12 protein-coding genes are annotated in these 13,938 nt (G+C 56.7%); 6 read left to right on the forward strand and 6 right to left on the reverse strand.

Annotated features, from left to right (window positions below):
- Positions 1 to 10: 10 nt before the first annotated feature.
- From leuC to EL361_RS07770, 5 genes are all read right to left on the reverse strand, one after another.
- Positions 11 to 1,270 carry a 3-isopropylmalate dehydratase large subunit gene (gene leuC, locus EL361_RS07750; RefSeq protein WP_126378238.1) on the reverse strand — a complete coding sequence of 420 codons (1,260 nt, stop codon included), beginning with the start codon at positions 1,268 to 1,270 and terminating at the stop codon, positions 11 to 13.
- Complete coding sequence (locus tag EL361_RS07755; protein WP_126378240.1) at positions 1,255 to 2,790, reverse strand: 2-isopropylmalate synthase; 1,536 nt, start codon at positions 2,788 to 2,790, stop codon at positions 1,255 to 1,257. The genes leuC and EL361_RS07755 overlap by 16 nt, the downstream gene beginning before the upstream one ends.
- Positions 2,791 to 2,948: 158 nt before the next feature.
- A complete protein-coding gene (pssA, locus tag EL361_RS07760) occupies positions 2,949 to 3,710 on the reverse strand; it encodes a CDP-diacylglycerol--serine O-phosphatidyltransferase (protein WP_126378242.1) in 762 nt (253 codons plus the stop codon).
- A gap of 17 nt (positions 3,711 to 3,727) precedes the next feature.
- Positions 3,728 to 4,369, reverse strand: coding sequence for a phosphatidylserine decarboxylase family protein (locus tag EL361_RS07765; RefSeq protein WP_126378245.1), 642 nt, complete (start codon positions 4,367 to 4,369; stop codon positions 3,728 to 3,730).
- Between the two features lie 18 nt (positions 4,370 to 4,387).
- Positions 4,388 to 5,020 carry an HAD family hydrolase gene (locus EL361_RS07770; RefSeq protein ID WP_126378247.1) on the reverse strand — a complete coding sequence of 211 codons (633 nt, stop codon included), beginning with the start codon at positions 5,018 to 5,020 and terminating at the stop codon, positions 4,388 to 4,390.
- Positions 5,021 to 5,225: 205 nt separating this feature from the next.
- Here EL361_RS07770 and EL361_RS07775 point away from each other — a divergent pair, with 205 nt between their 5' ends.
- The 5 genes from EL361_RS07775 (at position 5,226) to EL361_RS07795 (ending at position 12,126) form a co-directional block, all read left to right on the forward strand.
- Positions 5,226 to 6,224 (forward strand): metal-dependent hydrolase, encoded by a 999-nt coding sequence (locus EL361_RS07775; RefSeq protein WP_126378249.1) that lies wholly within the window; start codon positions 5,226 to 5,228, stop codon positions 6,222 to 6,224.
- Positions 6,225 to 6,230: 6 nt separating this feature from the next.
- Positions 6,231 to 7,103 carry a DMT family transporter gene (locus tag EL361_RS07780; RefSeq protein WP_126378251.1) on the forward strand — a complete coding sequence of 291 codons (873 nt, stop codon included), beginning with the start codon at positions 6,231 to 6,233 and terminating at the stop codon, positions 7,101 to 7,103.
- A 140-nt stretch (positions 7,104 to 7,243) separates the two neighbouring features.
- Positions 7,244 to 8,410, forward strand: coding sequence for an efflux RND transporter periplasmic adaptor subunit (locus EL361_RS07785; protein WP_126378253.1), 1,167 nt, complete (start codon positions 7,244 to 7,246; stop codon positions 8,408 to 8,410).
- Positions 8,410 to 11,529: an efflux RND transporter permease subunit gene (locus EL361_RS07790; RefSeq protein WP_269471682.1), complete on the forward strand. Its 3,120-nt coding sequence runs from the start codon at positions 8,410 to 8,412 to the stop codon at positions 11,527 to 11,529. The genes EL361_RS07785 and EL361_RS07790 overlap by 1 nt, the downstream gene beginning before the upstream one ends.
- Before the next feature lie 108 nt (positions 11,530 to 11,637).
- Entirely contained in the window at positions 11,638 to 12,126 is a 489-nt protein-coding gene (locus EL361_RS07795; protein ID WP_126378255.1) for a MarR family winged helix-turn-helix transcriptional regulator, read from the forward strand.
- A 110-nt stretch (positions 12,127 to 12,236) separates the two neighbouring features.
- Here EL361_RS07795 and EL361_RS07800 read toward each other — a convergent pair whose 3' ends face one another.
- The gene (locus EL361_RS07800; protein ID WP_126378257.1) at positions 12,237 to 13,076 is read right to left on the reverse strand and encodes a ribonuclease H-like domain-containing protein; all 840 of its coding nucleotides are present in this window, start codon (positions 13,074 to 13,076) and stop codon (positions 12,237 to 12,239) included.
- 149 nt (positions 13,077 to 13,225) lie between these two features.
- Between EL361_RS07800 and EL361_RS07805 the strand changes: the two genes are divergently transcribed.
- Positions 13,226 to 13,915, forward strand: coding sequence for an SOS response-associated peptidase (locus EL361_RS07805; RefSeq protein WP_126378259.1), 690 nt, complete (start codon positions 13,226 to 13,228; stop codon positions 13,913 to 13,915).
- Positions 13,916 to 13,938 lie beyond the last annotated feature (23 nt).

Consider the following 13,938-nt stretch of genomic DNA (forward strand, 5'->3'; position numbering starts at 1 on the left):
CCGGACTCTCCTAGATATCTTTCGGATGAGTGATGATTCCAGTAACGGCGGAAGCCGCAGCAACAGCTGGATTGGCCAAAAAGACCTCGGCCTGCAGGCTGCCCATACGCCCCTTGAAGTTGCGGTTGGTGGTGGCAATACAGCGCTCACCGCCCGCCAGTATCCCCATGTGACCGCCCAGGCAGGGACCGCAGGTCGGGGGTCCAATCACTGCTCCGGCATCCATGAAGATGGCAAACAACCCTTCGTCCATGCATTGGCGCCAGATCTTGGGCGTTGCGGGCAGCACGATGCAACGCACGCTAGAGGAAACCTTGCGGCCCTTCAGGATGGCTGCGGCTTCGCGCATGTCCTCGATACGACCGTTGGTGCAGGAGCCGATGACGGCCTGATGGATCTCCACATCCTTGACCTCGGACACCGGCTTGACGTTGTCGGGCAGATGCGGGCAGGCAATCTGCGGCTCCATACCGGTGACGTCGATGTCCACCACGCGCTCATAAATGGCGCCAGAATCGGCGGACAGAGTTTCGTCACCCTTGCGACCTGCAGCCTTGGTGTATTTCAGGGTCTTGGCATCAGAGGCAAACAGGCCGACCTTGCCACCGGCTTCGATGGCCATGTTGGCCATGGTCATGCGGCCCTCGATGGACAAGCCGTCCACCACGCCGCCGCCAAATTCCAGAGCCTTGTACAGGGCTCCGGCAACACCGATCTTGCCGATAAGGTTCAGGATGTAGTCCTTGGCACCGACATGTTTTTCCGGGGTTCCGGTTATTTCCACACGAATGGTCGGGGGGACCTTGAACCAGGTTTCCCCCAGGGCCATGGCCCCGGCGATATCCGTGGAGCCCATGCCTGTGGCAAACGCGCCAAGACCACCGTAGGTGCAGGTGTGGCTATCGGCTCCGACCACGATGTCCCCAGGACCCACAAGCCCCAGTTCAGGCAGCAGCGCGTGCTCGACGCCCACGTTTCCACCCTCGTAGTAATGGGTAATGCCCTTCTCCTTGGCAAACTCGCGCACCACCTTGACCTGCTCGGCGGAGTCGATGTCCTTGTTGGGCGTAAAGTGGTCACAAACCAGGGCTACCTTGTCCTTGTCAAAGACATCGGCAGCGCCCATGGCTCTGAATGACTTGATAGCCAAGGGGGCGGTGATGTCGTTGGCCAGCACCATGGACACACGGCAGCGGACGATCTGGCCCGCCTCGCCGACGGTGTCATCGCTGTGCTGCTGCAAGATTTTCTGAGCTACAGTACGGGGCATTCTGCTTCCTCCACGGATTTTGCGAGTCGATTCATTGCATTCAGGAAGGCCTTGGCACTAGCGAAGATGATATCCGGGTCAGAGCCACGGCCCACGGCCGTACGCTCACCCGCGCGGATCTTCACCGTCACTTCACCCTGGGCATCAGTGCCGCCGGTGATGGCGTTGACCAGATATTGTTCCAGGACAGGTTTTTGGCCGATAATTTCCGAAATGGTGTTGAACACGGCGTCAACCGGACCAACACCAAAGGTGGTCATCTTGTGTTCCTCACCGTCCACATCCATCACAACAGCCGCGGTAGGCGGAATGTCCATGTTGCCGGACTGGATGTGCAGGTGCTTCAAGCGATACTTGTCCGGGATGCGGAACACCTCTTCCAGGACAATGGCTTCAAGGTCTTCGTCATAAATATTTTTCTTGATATCCGCCAGCCTTTTAACTGCGTTCGCAACGAGTTCCACGTCCCCATCGGAGAGGCGATACCCCATCTCGGCCACTTTCTGCCCGATGGCATGACGACCGGAGTGCTTACCCAAAACCATATCATTACCAGCACGCCCCACGCTCTCGGGAGTCATGATCTCATAAGTTTGGCGATGCTTGAGTACGCCATCCTGATGGATACCAGACTCATGGGCAAAGGCATTGTCACCGGTAATGGCCTTGGTCGGCGGAATGGGACGGCCGATAATTCGCGCCAACAGCCGGTTGGCCGGGTACAACTGCTCCGTCGCGATATTCGTCTCAAAGGGATAATGCTGAGGCCGGGTGCGGATGTTCATGACGACCTCTTCCAGAGCGGCGTTCCCCGCACGCTCGCCAATGCCGGACAGGGTCACTTCGGCCTGGCGCGCACCCGCACGCAAAGCGGCCATGGTGCTGGCAACGGCCATACCCAGGTCATTGTGACAATGGACCGAGAAGATGGCCTTGTCCTGATTGGAAACATTCTTGATGAGATAGGCAATCAACTCCGCGTACTCATCGGGCTGGGCATACCCCACGGTATCCGGGATGTTGACGACCTTGGCACCGCAGTCGATGACCCGTTCACAGACCTTGACCAGGAAGTTCCAATCCGAACGGGAGGCATCCTCAGCGGAAAACTCGACGTTATCCGTATACTGGGCGGCATGGCGCACAGCAGCCTCGGCCATCTTCAAAACCTGGTCCGGTTCCTTGCCAAGCTTGTGCTTCATGTGCAGCGGACTGGTGGCGATGAACGTATGAATCCGAGGGTGCTTGGCATCCTTGACCGCATTCCAGGCCCGATCGATATCGGCAGGCATGGCACGACACAGGCCGGCAACCTGGGCGTTCTCCACGGCCTCGGCTATGGCCCGCACGGCCTCAAAATCTCCTTCACTGGCAGCCGGAAAGCCAGCCTCGATAATGTCAACACCAAGGGAATCAAGTTGGCGCGCCAAGCGGACTTTCTCGCGCAGGTTCATGGTGCAACCGGGGGACTGCTCGCCATCACGAAGGGTCGTATCAAAAATATACACGCGATCTGACATGGGACTTCTCCTTGTCTGAATAGAGCCAACCACACAATAGGCTTGTGCAGTGACAAATGGAAACGTTGTTCTGGGGGTGTTTCACCACATCGCAAAACGGTGTGGGAAAGACTGCCACGTGCCGGGGATGAACCCCATCCGCACGGGACGGGGGAGCTTTACGTAATCTTCTGGGAAGCGTTACGTAGCGCGCTGGGGCGGCGTAGCAATAGATAGTAGGTATAAATGGGACCGGAGAGCATGTAACCGAAGAGGATCAGGAATCCGAGAACCTTCGGCTGAGAGGCCACCATGACAAAAAGAAGAATCACGGTAACCATACTGGAGAACGGATGCGCCTTGACGAATCCATACTCCTTGAAAGAGGCATAGCGCACGCGGCTGACCATGAGGAACGAGCACACGTAAGCCATCGCCAACAAGCCCATGGGCTCGTAGGGGACCAGAGATTCCGGCAAGAACGGCACAAACAGGACGAAGGACGCCATGATACAGGCCTGAGCCGGAATGGGCAAACCGATGAAGAATTTCTTGGAGCTGGTGGATGAAGCCACGTTGAAACGTGCCAAACGGAGTGCTCCGCAAATCACGATCAGGAATGAGGCCATGAGCCCCAGCCGCCCGAAGGCATGCAGCTTCCAGAGATAGAGCATCACTCCCGGCGTCACACCGAAGGCCACCAGGTCGGCCAGAGAATCGAACTGCACGCCAAATTCACTGGCAGTGCCTGTCAGACGAGCGACTTTGCCGTCCAGCCCATCGAGCACCGCACTGACCAGAATAGCCAAGGCACAGGCTTCAAAGCGCCCGTCAATAGCCCACATGATGCCCAGGAACCCCGAAAACAGGCTTCCCGTGGTCAGCAAATTAGGGAGGATGTAGACTCCCTTATGGATGGGGCGTGGCTTTTCTTGGCTCATGATGGTGTCGTTCGTTCCTACTTTCTGCGGGCAAGGACAGTCTGTCCTGCAAATACTTGTTCGCCCACATGGACAGATACGTCATAGGCATCCGGCAAGTAAAGGTCAACCCTGGAGCCAAACTTGATCAGGCCGAATCGCTGGCCGCGCGCCAACTGATCGCCTTCCTCAGCCCAGCAAACGATGCGCCGGGCAATGAGGCCAGCGATCTGCACCACAGTCCAATCACCGCCTTCGATGCCACGGATGGACATGGCCAAGCGCTCGTTATCCTCGGAGGCCTTGTCCAGGGAGGCATTGAGGAATTTGCCCGGAAAATATTTGATGACTTCAACTTCGCCGTCAACCGGTGCGCGGTTCACGTGCACGCTGAAGACATTCATGAACACGCACACAACCTTGCGCTGCTTGCCGGTAATGGGGTCCTTGGCCATGCCGACCTTGCAGACCTTTCCATCCGCCGGACTAATGGCCATGCCCGGTCCCTTGGGTGCCACGCGCTCGGGGTCGCGGAAAAAATGCACCACAAAAAAAGTAAGCACGAACATCACTGCTGTTCCCGTGGCGCATTCCAGGAAGGCCAGGCTCAGGGTCAGCAGGGCGCACAGGGCGGCAAAGGGAACCCCTTCACGGGAGAATCCAAAGGATGGGCTTTTCATTATCGTTCTCCAACCCCGCTACAGCGGGCAGATTTCGTTGATGCGGCGCTCAAAATCTTCGCGGCCGACATAGTGGATGGCCTTCATGCCCCGGGCCTCGGCCCGGCGGATGTGCCCGCCGTGATCGTCGACAAACAGAGCGCGTTCCGGGGCAACCCCCAGAGCCAGGGTAAAATCATCAAACAAGGCAGGTTCCTTCTTGGTTCTGCCCGTGCGGTAGCTATTCCAGACCAGATCAAAATGTTGCAGCATGCCATGCTTGGCATCCAGTTCTTCCAACCAGTTGGTCTGATCACTCAGGACCGCAACCTTGTACCCGGCGGCTCTCAGCTTGTCCACATACTCGAACATCCAGGGGCGCAGGATGAATCGGGATAACAATTCATGGCGTAACTCGGCATCAGTTCCTTCAAGCCCGGTCTGAGTCCTGAGCCGTACCCAGAATTCCTGTTCGTCGATGCGTCCCTCGGCGTAACCGCCTTCTCGTGCCAAATCCACCGCGGTTTCAGAGAGCAAGGTAAAATCGATGTTCTGAGCCTCGGACAAGGCCCGAAATCCATCAAAAAAGCCCTCTTCTGCCAAAACTCCACCAAAATCGAATATCACGGCATCCACTTGTCGCGCACCGGGATCATTGTGTTTCTTTTCCATCTCTCCATCTTACCCCGGCCCAAGGGCAACGTCCAGAACTCAGGCAAACAATCTGATTATTCCAGTGATTAAAACAATCTCAGTGAACTATACATGGTCTTGGGCAGATATCCGCACCTCCACCATCAACGCTTCAGAACAATAGAATCACTGCCGAAGACCACCACAGGTTGCTGTTGCCAAATCCCTGGGGTACATAACCAATATGGATCCCATTACACATATAGCCTCTGGCGCATTAGCCGGTCGCCTACTCCACAGCCGGTTCGGCACCCGACTGGCGTATGCCCTGTGCATTCTGGCGGCATGGCTCCCCGACATCGACAACTTCGTGGGTCTAAGCCCTGAAGACTATCTGCTCCACCACCGGGGTATCACTCATTCTCTGGTAGGCATCTCAGCCCAGGCCCTGATCCTGACAGCACTCTTCTGGTTATTGCACAAAGCCTTCAAACCAATGAAGACGTTCATCGTCTCCCTCTCGCTGCTTGCCCTCCACCTCTGGCTCGATGTGGTCACCACCTACGGCACCCAGTTGATGGCCCCTTTTTCCAAAGTCCGCTACGATTGGGGCGCTGTTTTCATTATCGATCCCTTCCTGACCCTGACGGCGCTGGGGCTGTTCGTCTGGTCCTTGCGCTCGCGCGAACACGGTAGGCGCATTGCCACCCTTGGCCTGGCCTTCATGCTGCTTTATCCCGTCGCCACTCACAGCGTACGTGGGCTGGTGGAGGATTCAATGCCGCAGGTCCTGGCCGAAAACGGTATCCAGGCCGAATCGATCACCGTCAGCACGGACCTGCTGTCCCCCATTTTCTGGAAAATCATTGTGGAAGACGGAGATCGCCTGCGCATCGGCTCGGTCAGTGCCATTCCGGCCCTGCACTCGAGCATAGAATTTGCCGAATTCACCAAAGCCGACCCGACGCTCCTGTCCAGACTGGGACAGGAAGCCTCGTTCTTCGCCACATGGGACTGGTTCGCCAAATGGCCTACCATGAAAATCACTCTCCGCCCCGACGGTGGACGTGATGTGGAATTCCTGGACGCCCGATTCTATAGCCACGGCCCCATTGCCCGTCGTTACATGGACATCAGCCAGGTGCCTTTTACTCTGACAGCCGTCCTCGGTACCGACGAGACCCTGACCCGATTCCGCTACAACCACCACGGCCAGGTCATCGCCTACGCCGTCACGAACTAAACCATCATGCTCTGGTTCAGCCTTGCGTTCCTGACCGCACTTTTCTCGGCCACGGAAGCGGCCTATCTCAAGCGCTCGTTCCCCGATCTCAACCCGTTCGAGGCAGCACTATTGCCCTCGGTCTACTCCATTCCGCTGTTCGCAACCCTGCTCATCTTCATCGAAATTCCCGACCTCTCCCCAGAGTTCTGGCCCACCTTTAGCCTGCTGTTGCCCATCAACATCGCCGGAGTGCTGTTGTACTTCCGGGGCATCAACCTCTCGCCCCTGTCCCTGACACTGCCGTACTTGGCCTTCACGCCTGCTTTTGCCCTGGTCACAGGCTATTTCATCCTGGGAGAAGTACCGAATGCATGGGGTGCTTCCGGAGTGCTTTTCATCGTTCTCGGCAGCTATGTTCTAAATCTGGAGGCCAAACAGATTGGTGGCTGGCTGGCCCCCTTCAAGGCCATCACAGCCGAACCGGGAACGCGTGCCATGCTGGGGGCGGCTCTGGTCTATGCCTTCAGTGCCGTTCTCGGAAAAAAGGGCATCATCGAATCCGACCCCCTGTTCTTTGGCTGCACCTTTTTCATTGCCCAAGGACTGATCATGCTCATTACTCTGCCGTTGTTGGGCAAAGCACGACTCTCGGCTCTCCGCATAGCTCCAGCCAAGGGCATGATTCTAGGCATTCTGGTTTTCATTCACATCATCTGCCACTGTCTGGCCATGTCCATGGTCAAAGCCGCCTATATGATCGCCATCAAACGGCTCAACGCCGTGTTCGGAGTGCTGCTGGGTGGGCTGTGGCTCAAGGAAACGGGCATGGGCGCCAAACTCGCCGGAGCCTCCATGATGTTCGCAGGAGCCACAGTTATTGGCCTTTTAGGAAAGTAGCCTTCCTCCTTTCTGAAACAAAAATTCAAACAATGTTTTATCTCCTTGACAACCCCCACTTCGAGGCATAGTTAGTCACAAAAAGATAGCAAGCTAATAGATAGGCTGGCATCTTTGTTTAAAACAAGGGGTTTCAAACAATGCACAATGGACTGAAATTACTAATTATCTTCCTCATCATCCCACTCTTTGCGGCTGGTTGTACCGACAAGGACGCCAAAGGGCATGCGGGAACAGCACCGCCGCCCCCGCTGGTCAAAGCTATTACGGTCACCAAAGCCGATGTGCCTCTGGACGTCGAATATGCAGCCCAGGTGGACGGTTCCCGCGAGGTCGAAGTCCGCGCTCAGGTCAGCGGCATCCTGCTGGAACGCACCTATCGCGAAGGATCCTTTGTTCAGGAAGGCGACATCCTGTTCCGCATTGATCCGAACACGTATCACGCGGCTCTGGAGCAGGCTCGAGGTGCACTGCAACAGCAGGAAGCAAACCTGGAACTGGCACGTCTGTATCGGGACAGGACCCTGTCCATCTATAAGCAAGGCGCTGTCAGCACCCACGAACGCGACGACGCCGAGGCAAAATATGAAGCCGCTCTGGCAACGGTCCGCACCGCACGCGGCAGCGTGGAAACAGCGGAGCTCAACTTGGGCTATACCGAAGTTCGTGCTCCCATCTCGGGAATCACCAGCAGGGAAACCCGCTCCGAAGGCAGTTTGATCACTCTGGACGCCTCCGGCAGTCTCCTGACCACCGTCACAAGGTTGGACCCGGTATACGTCAATTTCTCCGTACCCGGCACCGAAGTACTGAAACGCAAACGTCAGCTCGCCGATGGCCAGATCAGTGCGCCCAAGGACGGACCTGTCGTTCGCCTGCGGCTGTCCGATGGCAATCTCTATAAGCAAATCGGACACATCAACTTTATGGATCGCCATGAAGACCCGCAAACCGGAGCCGTACGCGTACGTGCCGAGGTGCCCAACCCCGACGGAATGATCCTGCCTGGCAGTTTTGCACGCGCGGTCATGCAGGGCATGACCCTCAAGGATGCTGTGGTCATTCCTCAGCGCGCGGTACTTTTCACCAAAAACGCTACTATCGTATATATTCTGGATGAAACCAACGTCGCCCAGCCTCGTCATGTGGTTATCGGCGAGACCATCGGCGACGGCTTCCAGATTCTCAGTGGATTGTCTGGTGGCGAGCGCATCATTTCCGATGGCGTAATCAAGGTCCGTCCCGGCGTCACAGTGACCGTGTCCAAGACCGAAGTCGCTGAAGCTGGCCAGGGGAGCGCCCAGTAATGATCTCAAGATTCTTCATTCACAGGCCCATCTTCGCCACGGTCATCTCGCTGCTGATCTCACTGGCGGGAATCATGGCGATGACCACGCTGCCTATTGCCGAATTTCCGGAAATCGTTCCACCCGAAGTCGAAGTCAAAGCGTATTATCCCGGAGCCAGCGCCGAGGTTATTTCCCAGAACGTCGCCGCACCTCTGGAACAGGAGATCAACGGCGTCGACAACATGCTGTACATGCGCTCCACAAGCGCCAGTGACGGCACCCTAAAAGTCACCGTCACCTTTGCCGTGGGCACGGACCCGGACCAGAACACCATCAACGTCAATAACCGGGTTCAAGCCGCCACCAGCTCTCTGCCCACCGAGGTGACTCGCCAAGGCGTCACCGTCACCAAAAAGTCATCAAGCATGCTTCAGGTTGTGGGCCTTCGTAGCGACGACGAACGCTACGACACCATTTACATGAGCAACTATGCCTCCGTAAACGTGGTTGATGAAATCAAACGTCTGCCCGGTGTTGGTGACGCCGAAGTACTAGGGGCCAAGGATTATTCCATGCGTGTCTGGCTCAAGCCCGACAAGCTGGCCCAGCTGAAAATGACCCCCGCGGACATCGCTGCCGCCATCAATGAGCAAAACGCCCAATTTGCCGCAGGTGCCATTGGCAACCTCCCCCAGGCCAACCCTGTGGAGACATCCTATACGGTCACCACCAAGGGCCGCCTGGCCACCCCCGAAGAATTCGGGAATATCATCTTGCGCGCCAATGAAGACGGTTCATACCTGCGTCTGAGAGATGTGGCGCGCCTGGAGTTGGGGTCCAAGAACTACAACATGGTCACCCTGCGCAAGGGTAAACCTTCGGTAAATATTGCCATCTACCTCTCACCGGGTGCCAATGCACTCCAGACAGCCGACTCGGTCATCGCTGCCATGGACAGACTCGCCCCTTCATTCCCTGATGGCCTGACCTGGTCCATGGACTACGACATCACCGACTTCGTGCGCATCTCCGTGGAAGAAGTTCGGCAAACGCTGTTCGAAGCCTTCATCCTTGTGGCTTTGATCATCTTCCTGTTCTTGCAAAACTGGCGACCAACGGTCATCCCGCTATTGGCTGTGCCCGTGTCCATCATCGGCACATTTGCAGGGATGTATGCCCTTGGTTTTTCCATCAACACCCTGACCCTATTTGGGCTGGTGCTGGCCATCGGCATTGTGGTGGATGACGCCATCGTGGTGATCGAAAACGTCGAACGTGTCATGACCACCGAAGGCCTTGGCCCCAAGGAAGCCACCATCAAAGCCATGGAAGAAGTGGCAGGTGCGGTCATCGCCATTGTGCTCGTGCTCTGCTCCGTGTTTGTACCCGTGGCCTTCATGGGCGGACTGGCCGGTGAGATGTACAAGCAATTCGCGGTGACGATCGCTGTGTCCGTTGTCATTTCGGGCATCGTGGCCCTGACACTGACCCCGGCTCTGTGTGCCATTCTGCTCAAGCCCGGACATCAGGAACCTATCGCTCCATTGCGCTGGTTCAACCGCTTCTTCGAGCGCATCACCAACGGCTACACCACAGGTGTCCGCCTGCTGCTGAAACGCGGCGTACTGGCAGTTGTTCTTCTGTTGGGCCTGTGCGGTGTAACCTGGCATCTGTTTCAGATCGTGCCTAGCGCCCTGGTTCCAGAAGAGGACAAGGGCTACGCCATTGCAGTGGCCATCCTGCCGCCTGGCGCGTCCATTTCGCGTACCGAGCAATTAATGCGCGAGTTGGAAACCCAGATCGGACAACTCCCAGAAGTGGACACCAGCATCAACCTGATCGGATTCAACCTGCTGTCTGTCACAGCCAACAGCAACTTCGGCACCATGTTCATCAAGCTCAAGCCCTGGGACGAACGAGGTCCAGGCCAATCCTCGCACGATGTGGTCAAAAAGATCTTCGGCATGGGAGCAGCAATGGAGGAAGGAATTGTCCTGGCCTTCATGCCCCCGCCCATCAATGGCATGAGTAACACTGGCGGATTCGAAGGCTATATCCAGTCCCGTACGGGTGCCAGCGCATTTGAACTTGCCGACACACTGGCAAAGCTACAGCAGGCAGCAGCCAAACGCCCTGAACTGGCTTATGTGCAAAGCACTTTCAACGTAAACTCGCCGCAACTGCACGTGGAATTGGACCGTGAAAAGGCCCGGGCCATGGGCGTGCCGGTCAATGACGTTTTCAGTGTGATGCAGGCCACCTTCGGTAGTTATTACGTCAACGACTTCAACAAGCTGGGCCGAACCTTCCAGGTCAACCTGCAGTCTGAGGGCGACTACCGCCGCAGCCCTGAGGATCTTGGCCGTGTCTATGTCCGCTCCAGTTCCGGAGACATGGTGCCCCTGACCGCTCTGGTCAAAGTGGAGCGCACCACCGGCCCCGAGGTCATGGAGCGTTACAATGTATTCCCGGCAGCAAAGATCATGGGTGCCCCGGCCCCTGGCTACAGCTCTGGGCAGGCCTTGGCAGCTCTGGAAGAAGTTGCCGCCGAGACCCTGACCGATGGCTACACCCTGGCCTGGACCGGATCGGCCTATCAGGAACGACTTTCGGGCGGTAGTTCCTATTCCGTCTTCGTGCTCGGCCTGTTGATGGTCTTCCTGATCCTGGCGGCACAGTACGAAAAATGGAATCTGCCCCTGGCAGTCCTCATGGTGGTTCCGTTCGCCCTGTTCGGCGCCATCGCGGCCAACTGGATGCGCGGACTGTCCAACGATGTCTACTTCCAGATCGCACTGATCACCCTGATCGGCCTGTCTGCCAAGAATGCCATCCTTATCGTGGAATTCGCAGTGCAGAAACGCGCCGAGGGCATGTCCGTGCATGACGCCGCACTTGAGGCGGCACGACTGCGCTTCAGACCCATTGTCATGACTTCGCTGGCCTTTGTCCTGGGTTGTGTACCGCTGGCCATTTCCAGTGGCGCTGGTGCAGCCAGCCGCCACTCCATTGGAACCGGCGTAATCGGCGGAATGCTGGCGGCGACGTTTATCGCAACCTTCTTCATTCCCGCCTTCTACAAAGGGATCACCCGTTTCACGGACCTCTTCCATCCTCCGAAGAAACGAATACCCTAAAAGTGATCCCTCTTTGGTGCCCCCGCCCACCCCCTCCCCCCCAGGGCGGGGGCACCATCAATGACATTGCATAGGAGATAGGCTATCGAACTCCCTAAGGAGCACTCCATGAATAACAACTCCTGGCACCACATCAGCCATGATTTTGTCGTCAGTCTGGACAATACAGCCCGGGATTTGCGCAATCTAGCAGACGAGCTCGCCAGACCCTTTGGCCTCTCCAACTCACGCTGGCTGGTGCTGTATATTCTTGAAGAACATGGCAGCGCGTTATCGCAAAAGGATCTGGCTGCGGAAATCGGTATTGAAGGACCGACCATGGTACGCATTCTGGACGGCATGGAACGTGACGGATGGGTCCGCCGACGGGTCTCGGATAAAGATCGAAGGGTCAAACTGATCGACGTGGAAGAAAAGACTTGGGGAGTCATGAGGGAGTTAAGCGAAAAACTCGACGCTGCCAAAGAAGTCATGCTCAAGGGCATTTCCAATGAGGAAATGATCGAAGGCACTGAACTGCTTGAGCGTATTCGCCAACAAATCCTGCAGCTCTCGGGGCGTAAAACCTCACACAACCCTTGCCCCAAGTCCAAATAGTCAGCTTGCAGGCCAGCTAATCCTCACCTCACAAAAACAAGCAAAATACAGCTTTAGGCCGGGGTGATGCCTCCATCCCCTCCCGGATTGCGCCTCCTCCCTCTGCTTCCCTAGAACAATCCGTGCCGGACCATGAGCTTATCCACGAGTTTTCGATCAGGCTCATGCGAAACGGTGAGGGCCGGACGCTCTTCCTGCCGATTTCCATCGGCAAAGGGGGTCTCATCCAGCAACGTGTTGTAGGCATGGACCATGAGCGACTCCAGGCTGATCACATCAGCCGCGTTGTAGGCCAGTAATGTCTCCAGCGCAGCTGGATTGCCCGTATTCTGGTACTCGTGCCACAGAATAACCGCAAAATACCCATCCACCCCTTCAAGGTCATCACGGCCAATCCCCATCTGTTTTTCAATGCTTTTCAAGCCACCTGAAAAACCGATCTTCTTGAGCACGTATCTGAGGTCGATGTGTCCCATGTCCAGGCGAATGCCAAAGGAACGTTCGATGAACGGGACATCGAAGCACTTGCCATTGTAGGTGGAAATGACGTCAAAAGCCCTGATGTCATCCTGGAATTCATCCAGATTGTCGCCATACACATAGGTTTTGACCTCACCCGCTCCAGACAGGGCAATGGTGGTGATATGGTCCTCGCCGTAGGTCAGCCCCGTGGTTTCGATATCCACATAGGCCACACGGTCGCGGAACTCACCAAACAAACGCCAGCTCTCTCCGCTGGGCAGCCTGGAATCGAACCAGTGGGCGTCGCCAGTTTCCAAACGCTCGTGGGATTCATCCAGATGTTGTCGCACCCAGGCCGTTTTACCGCCCAGAGCGGCCTCGCCGATACTGCTCGCTGCAATATCCCAATGCTTGAGCCCTTTGTCCCAGTATCGTTGTTCCGTGGTCGCGCCAATGCGCGGGATATGGCAGAATGTGTGTTTGAGCATGGCATCCTTGCGGCTGCCGGAGCCTGCATACAGAGGCAAGACCGGCATGGAATCGAGGTTGATGATTGTTGCCGGGAGACGCTACGCGGGGGGCCGCAGAGAGGTCAAGCGGACTTGACGAAATCCCCCTTAACCACCATCTTTATCGTATGTGCGGACGTTTCGGCCTCGACACCCCCAAAAAGCACTTGGCAGAGCAGTTTGATCTGACCAAGGAGCCCAGCTATGCCCCGCGCTACAATATTGCCCCTACGCAGATGATCGGGGCCATACTGGCGCATCCGGAATCCGGCTCACCTGCTTTCCGAATGCTCAAATGGGGCCTTGTCCCATCCTGGGCCAAAGACACGAATGTCGGCACCCGCCTGATCAATGCCAGAGCCGAGACCGTGGACCAAAAGCCCTCATTCCGCACGGCCTTCCGTCAACGGCGTTGCCTCATCCCGGCTTCACACTTCTTCGAATGGCAGCGCCTGCCGGACGGAACCACTCAACCGCACTGCATCCGCCTGAAGGATGATACGACCATGGGATTTGCAGGAATCTGGGAGCACTGGAGCACGCCAGAATCAAATGGCTCGCCCCCCACGTCCATATTCAGCTGCTCCATTCTAACCACCACGGCCAACGAGCTTATGGCTCCCATTCATGGACGTATGCCAGTCATTATTCCCGTTGAATCCTATTCAATCTGGCTCAAGGGAGACGCGGTCCAAGTTCTGCCGCTGCTGGAGCCCTGCCCCGCCGAGTCTCTGGAAGCCTGGCCCATCCCTCACAGGGTCAATTCGGCAAAAAATGACGATCATTCCATCATGGTGAGACAGGAGGAGAATCCTTGAGTCAACACCTATTGCTATGCCCC

This window comes from Desulfovibrio ferrophilus, assembly GCF_003966735.1.
In the GTDB taxonomy this organism is placed as follows: Bacteria; Desulfobacterota; Desulfovibrionia; order Desulfovibrionales; family Desulfovibrionaceae; genus Desulfovibrio_Q; species Desulfovibrio_Q ferrophilus.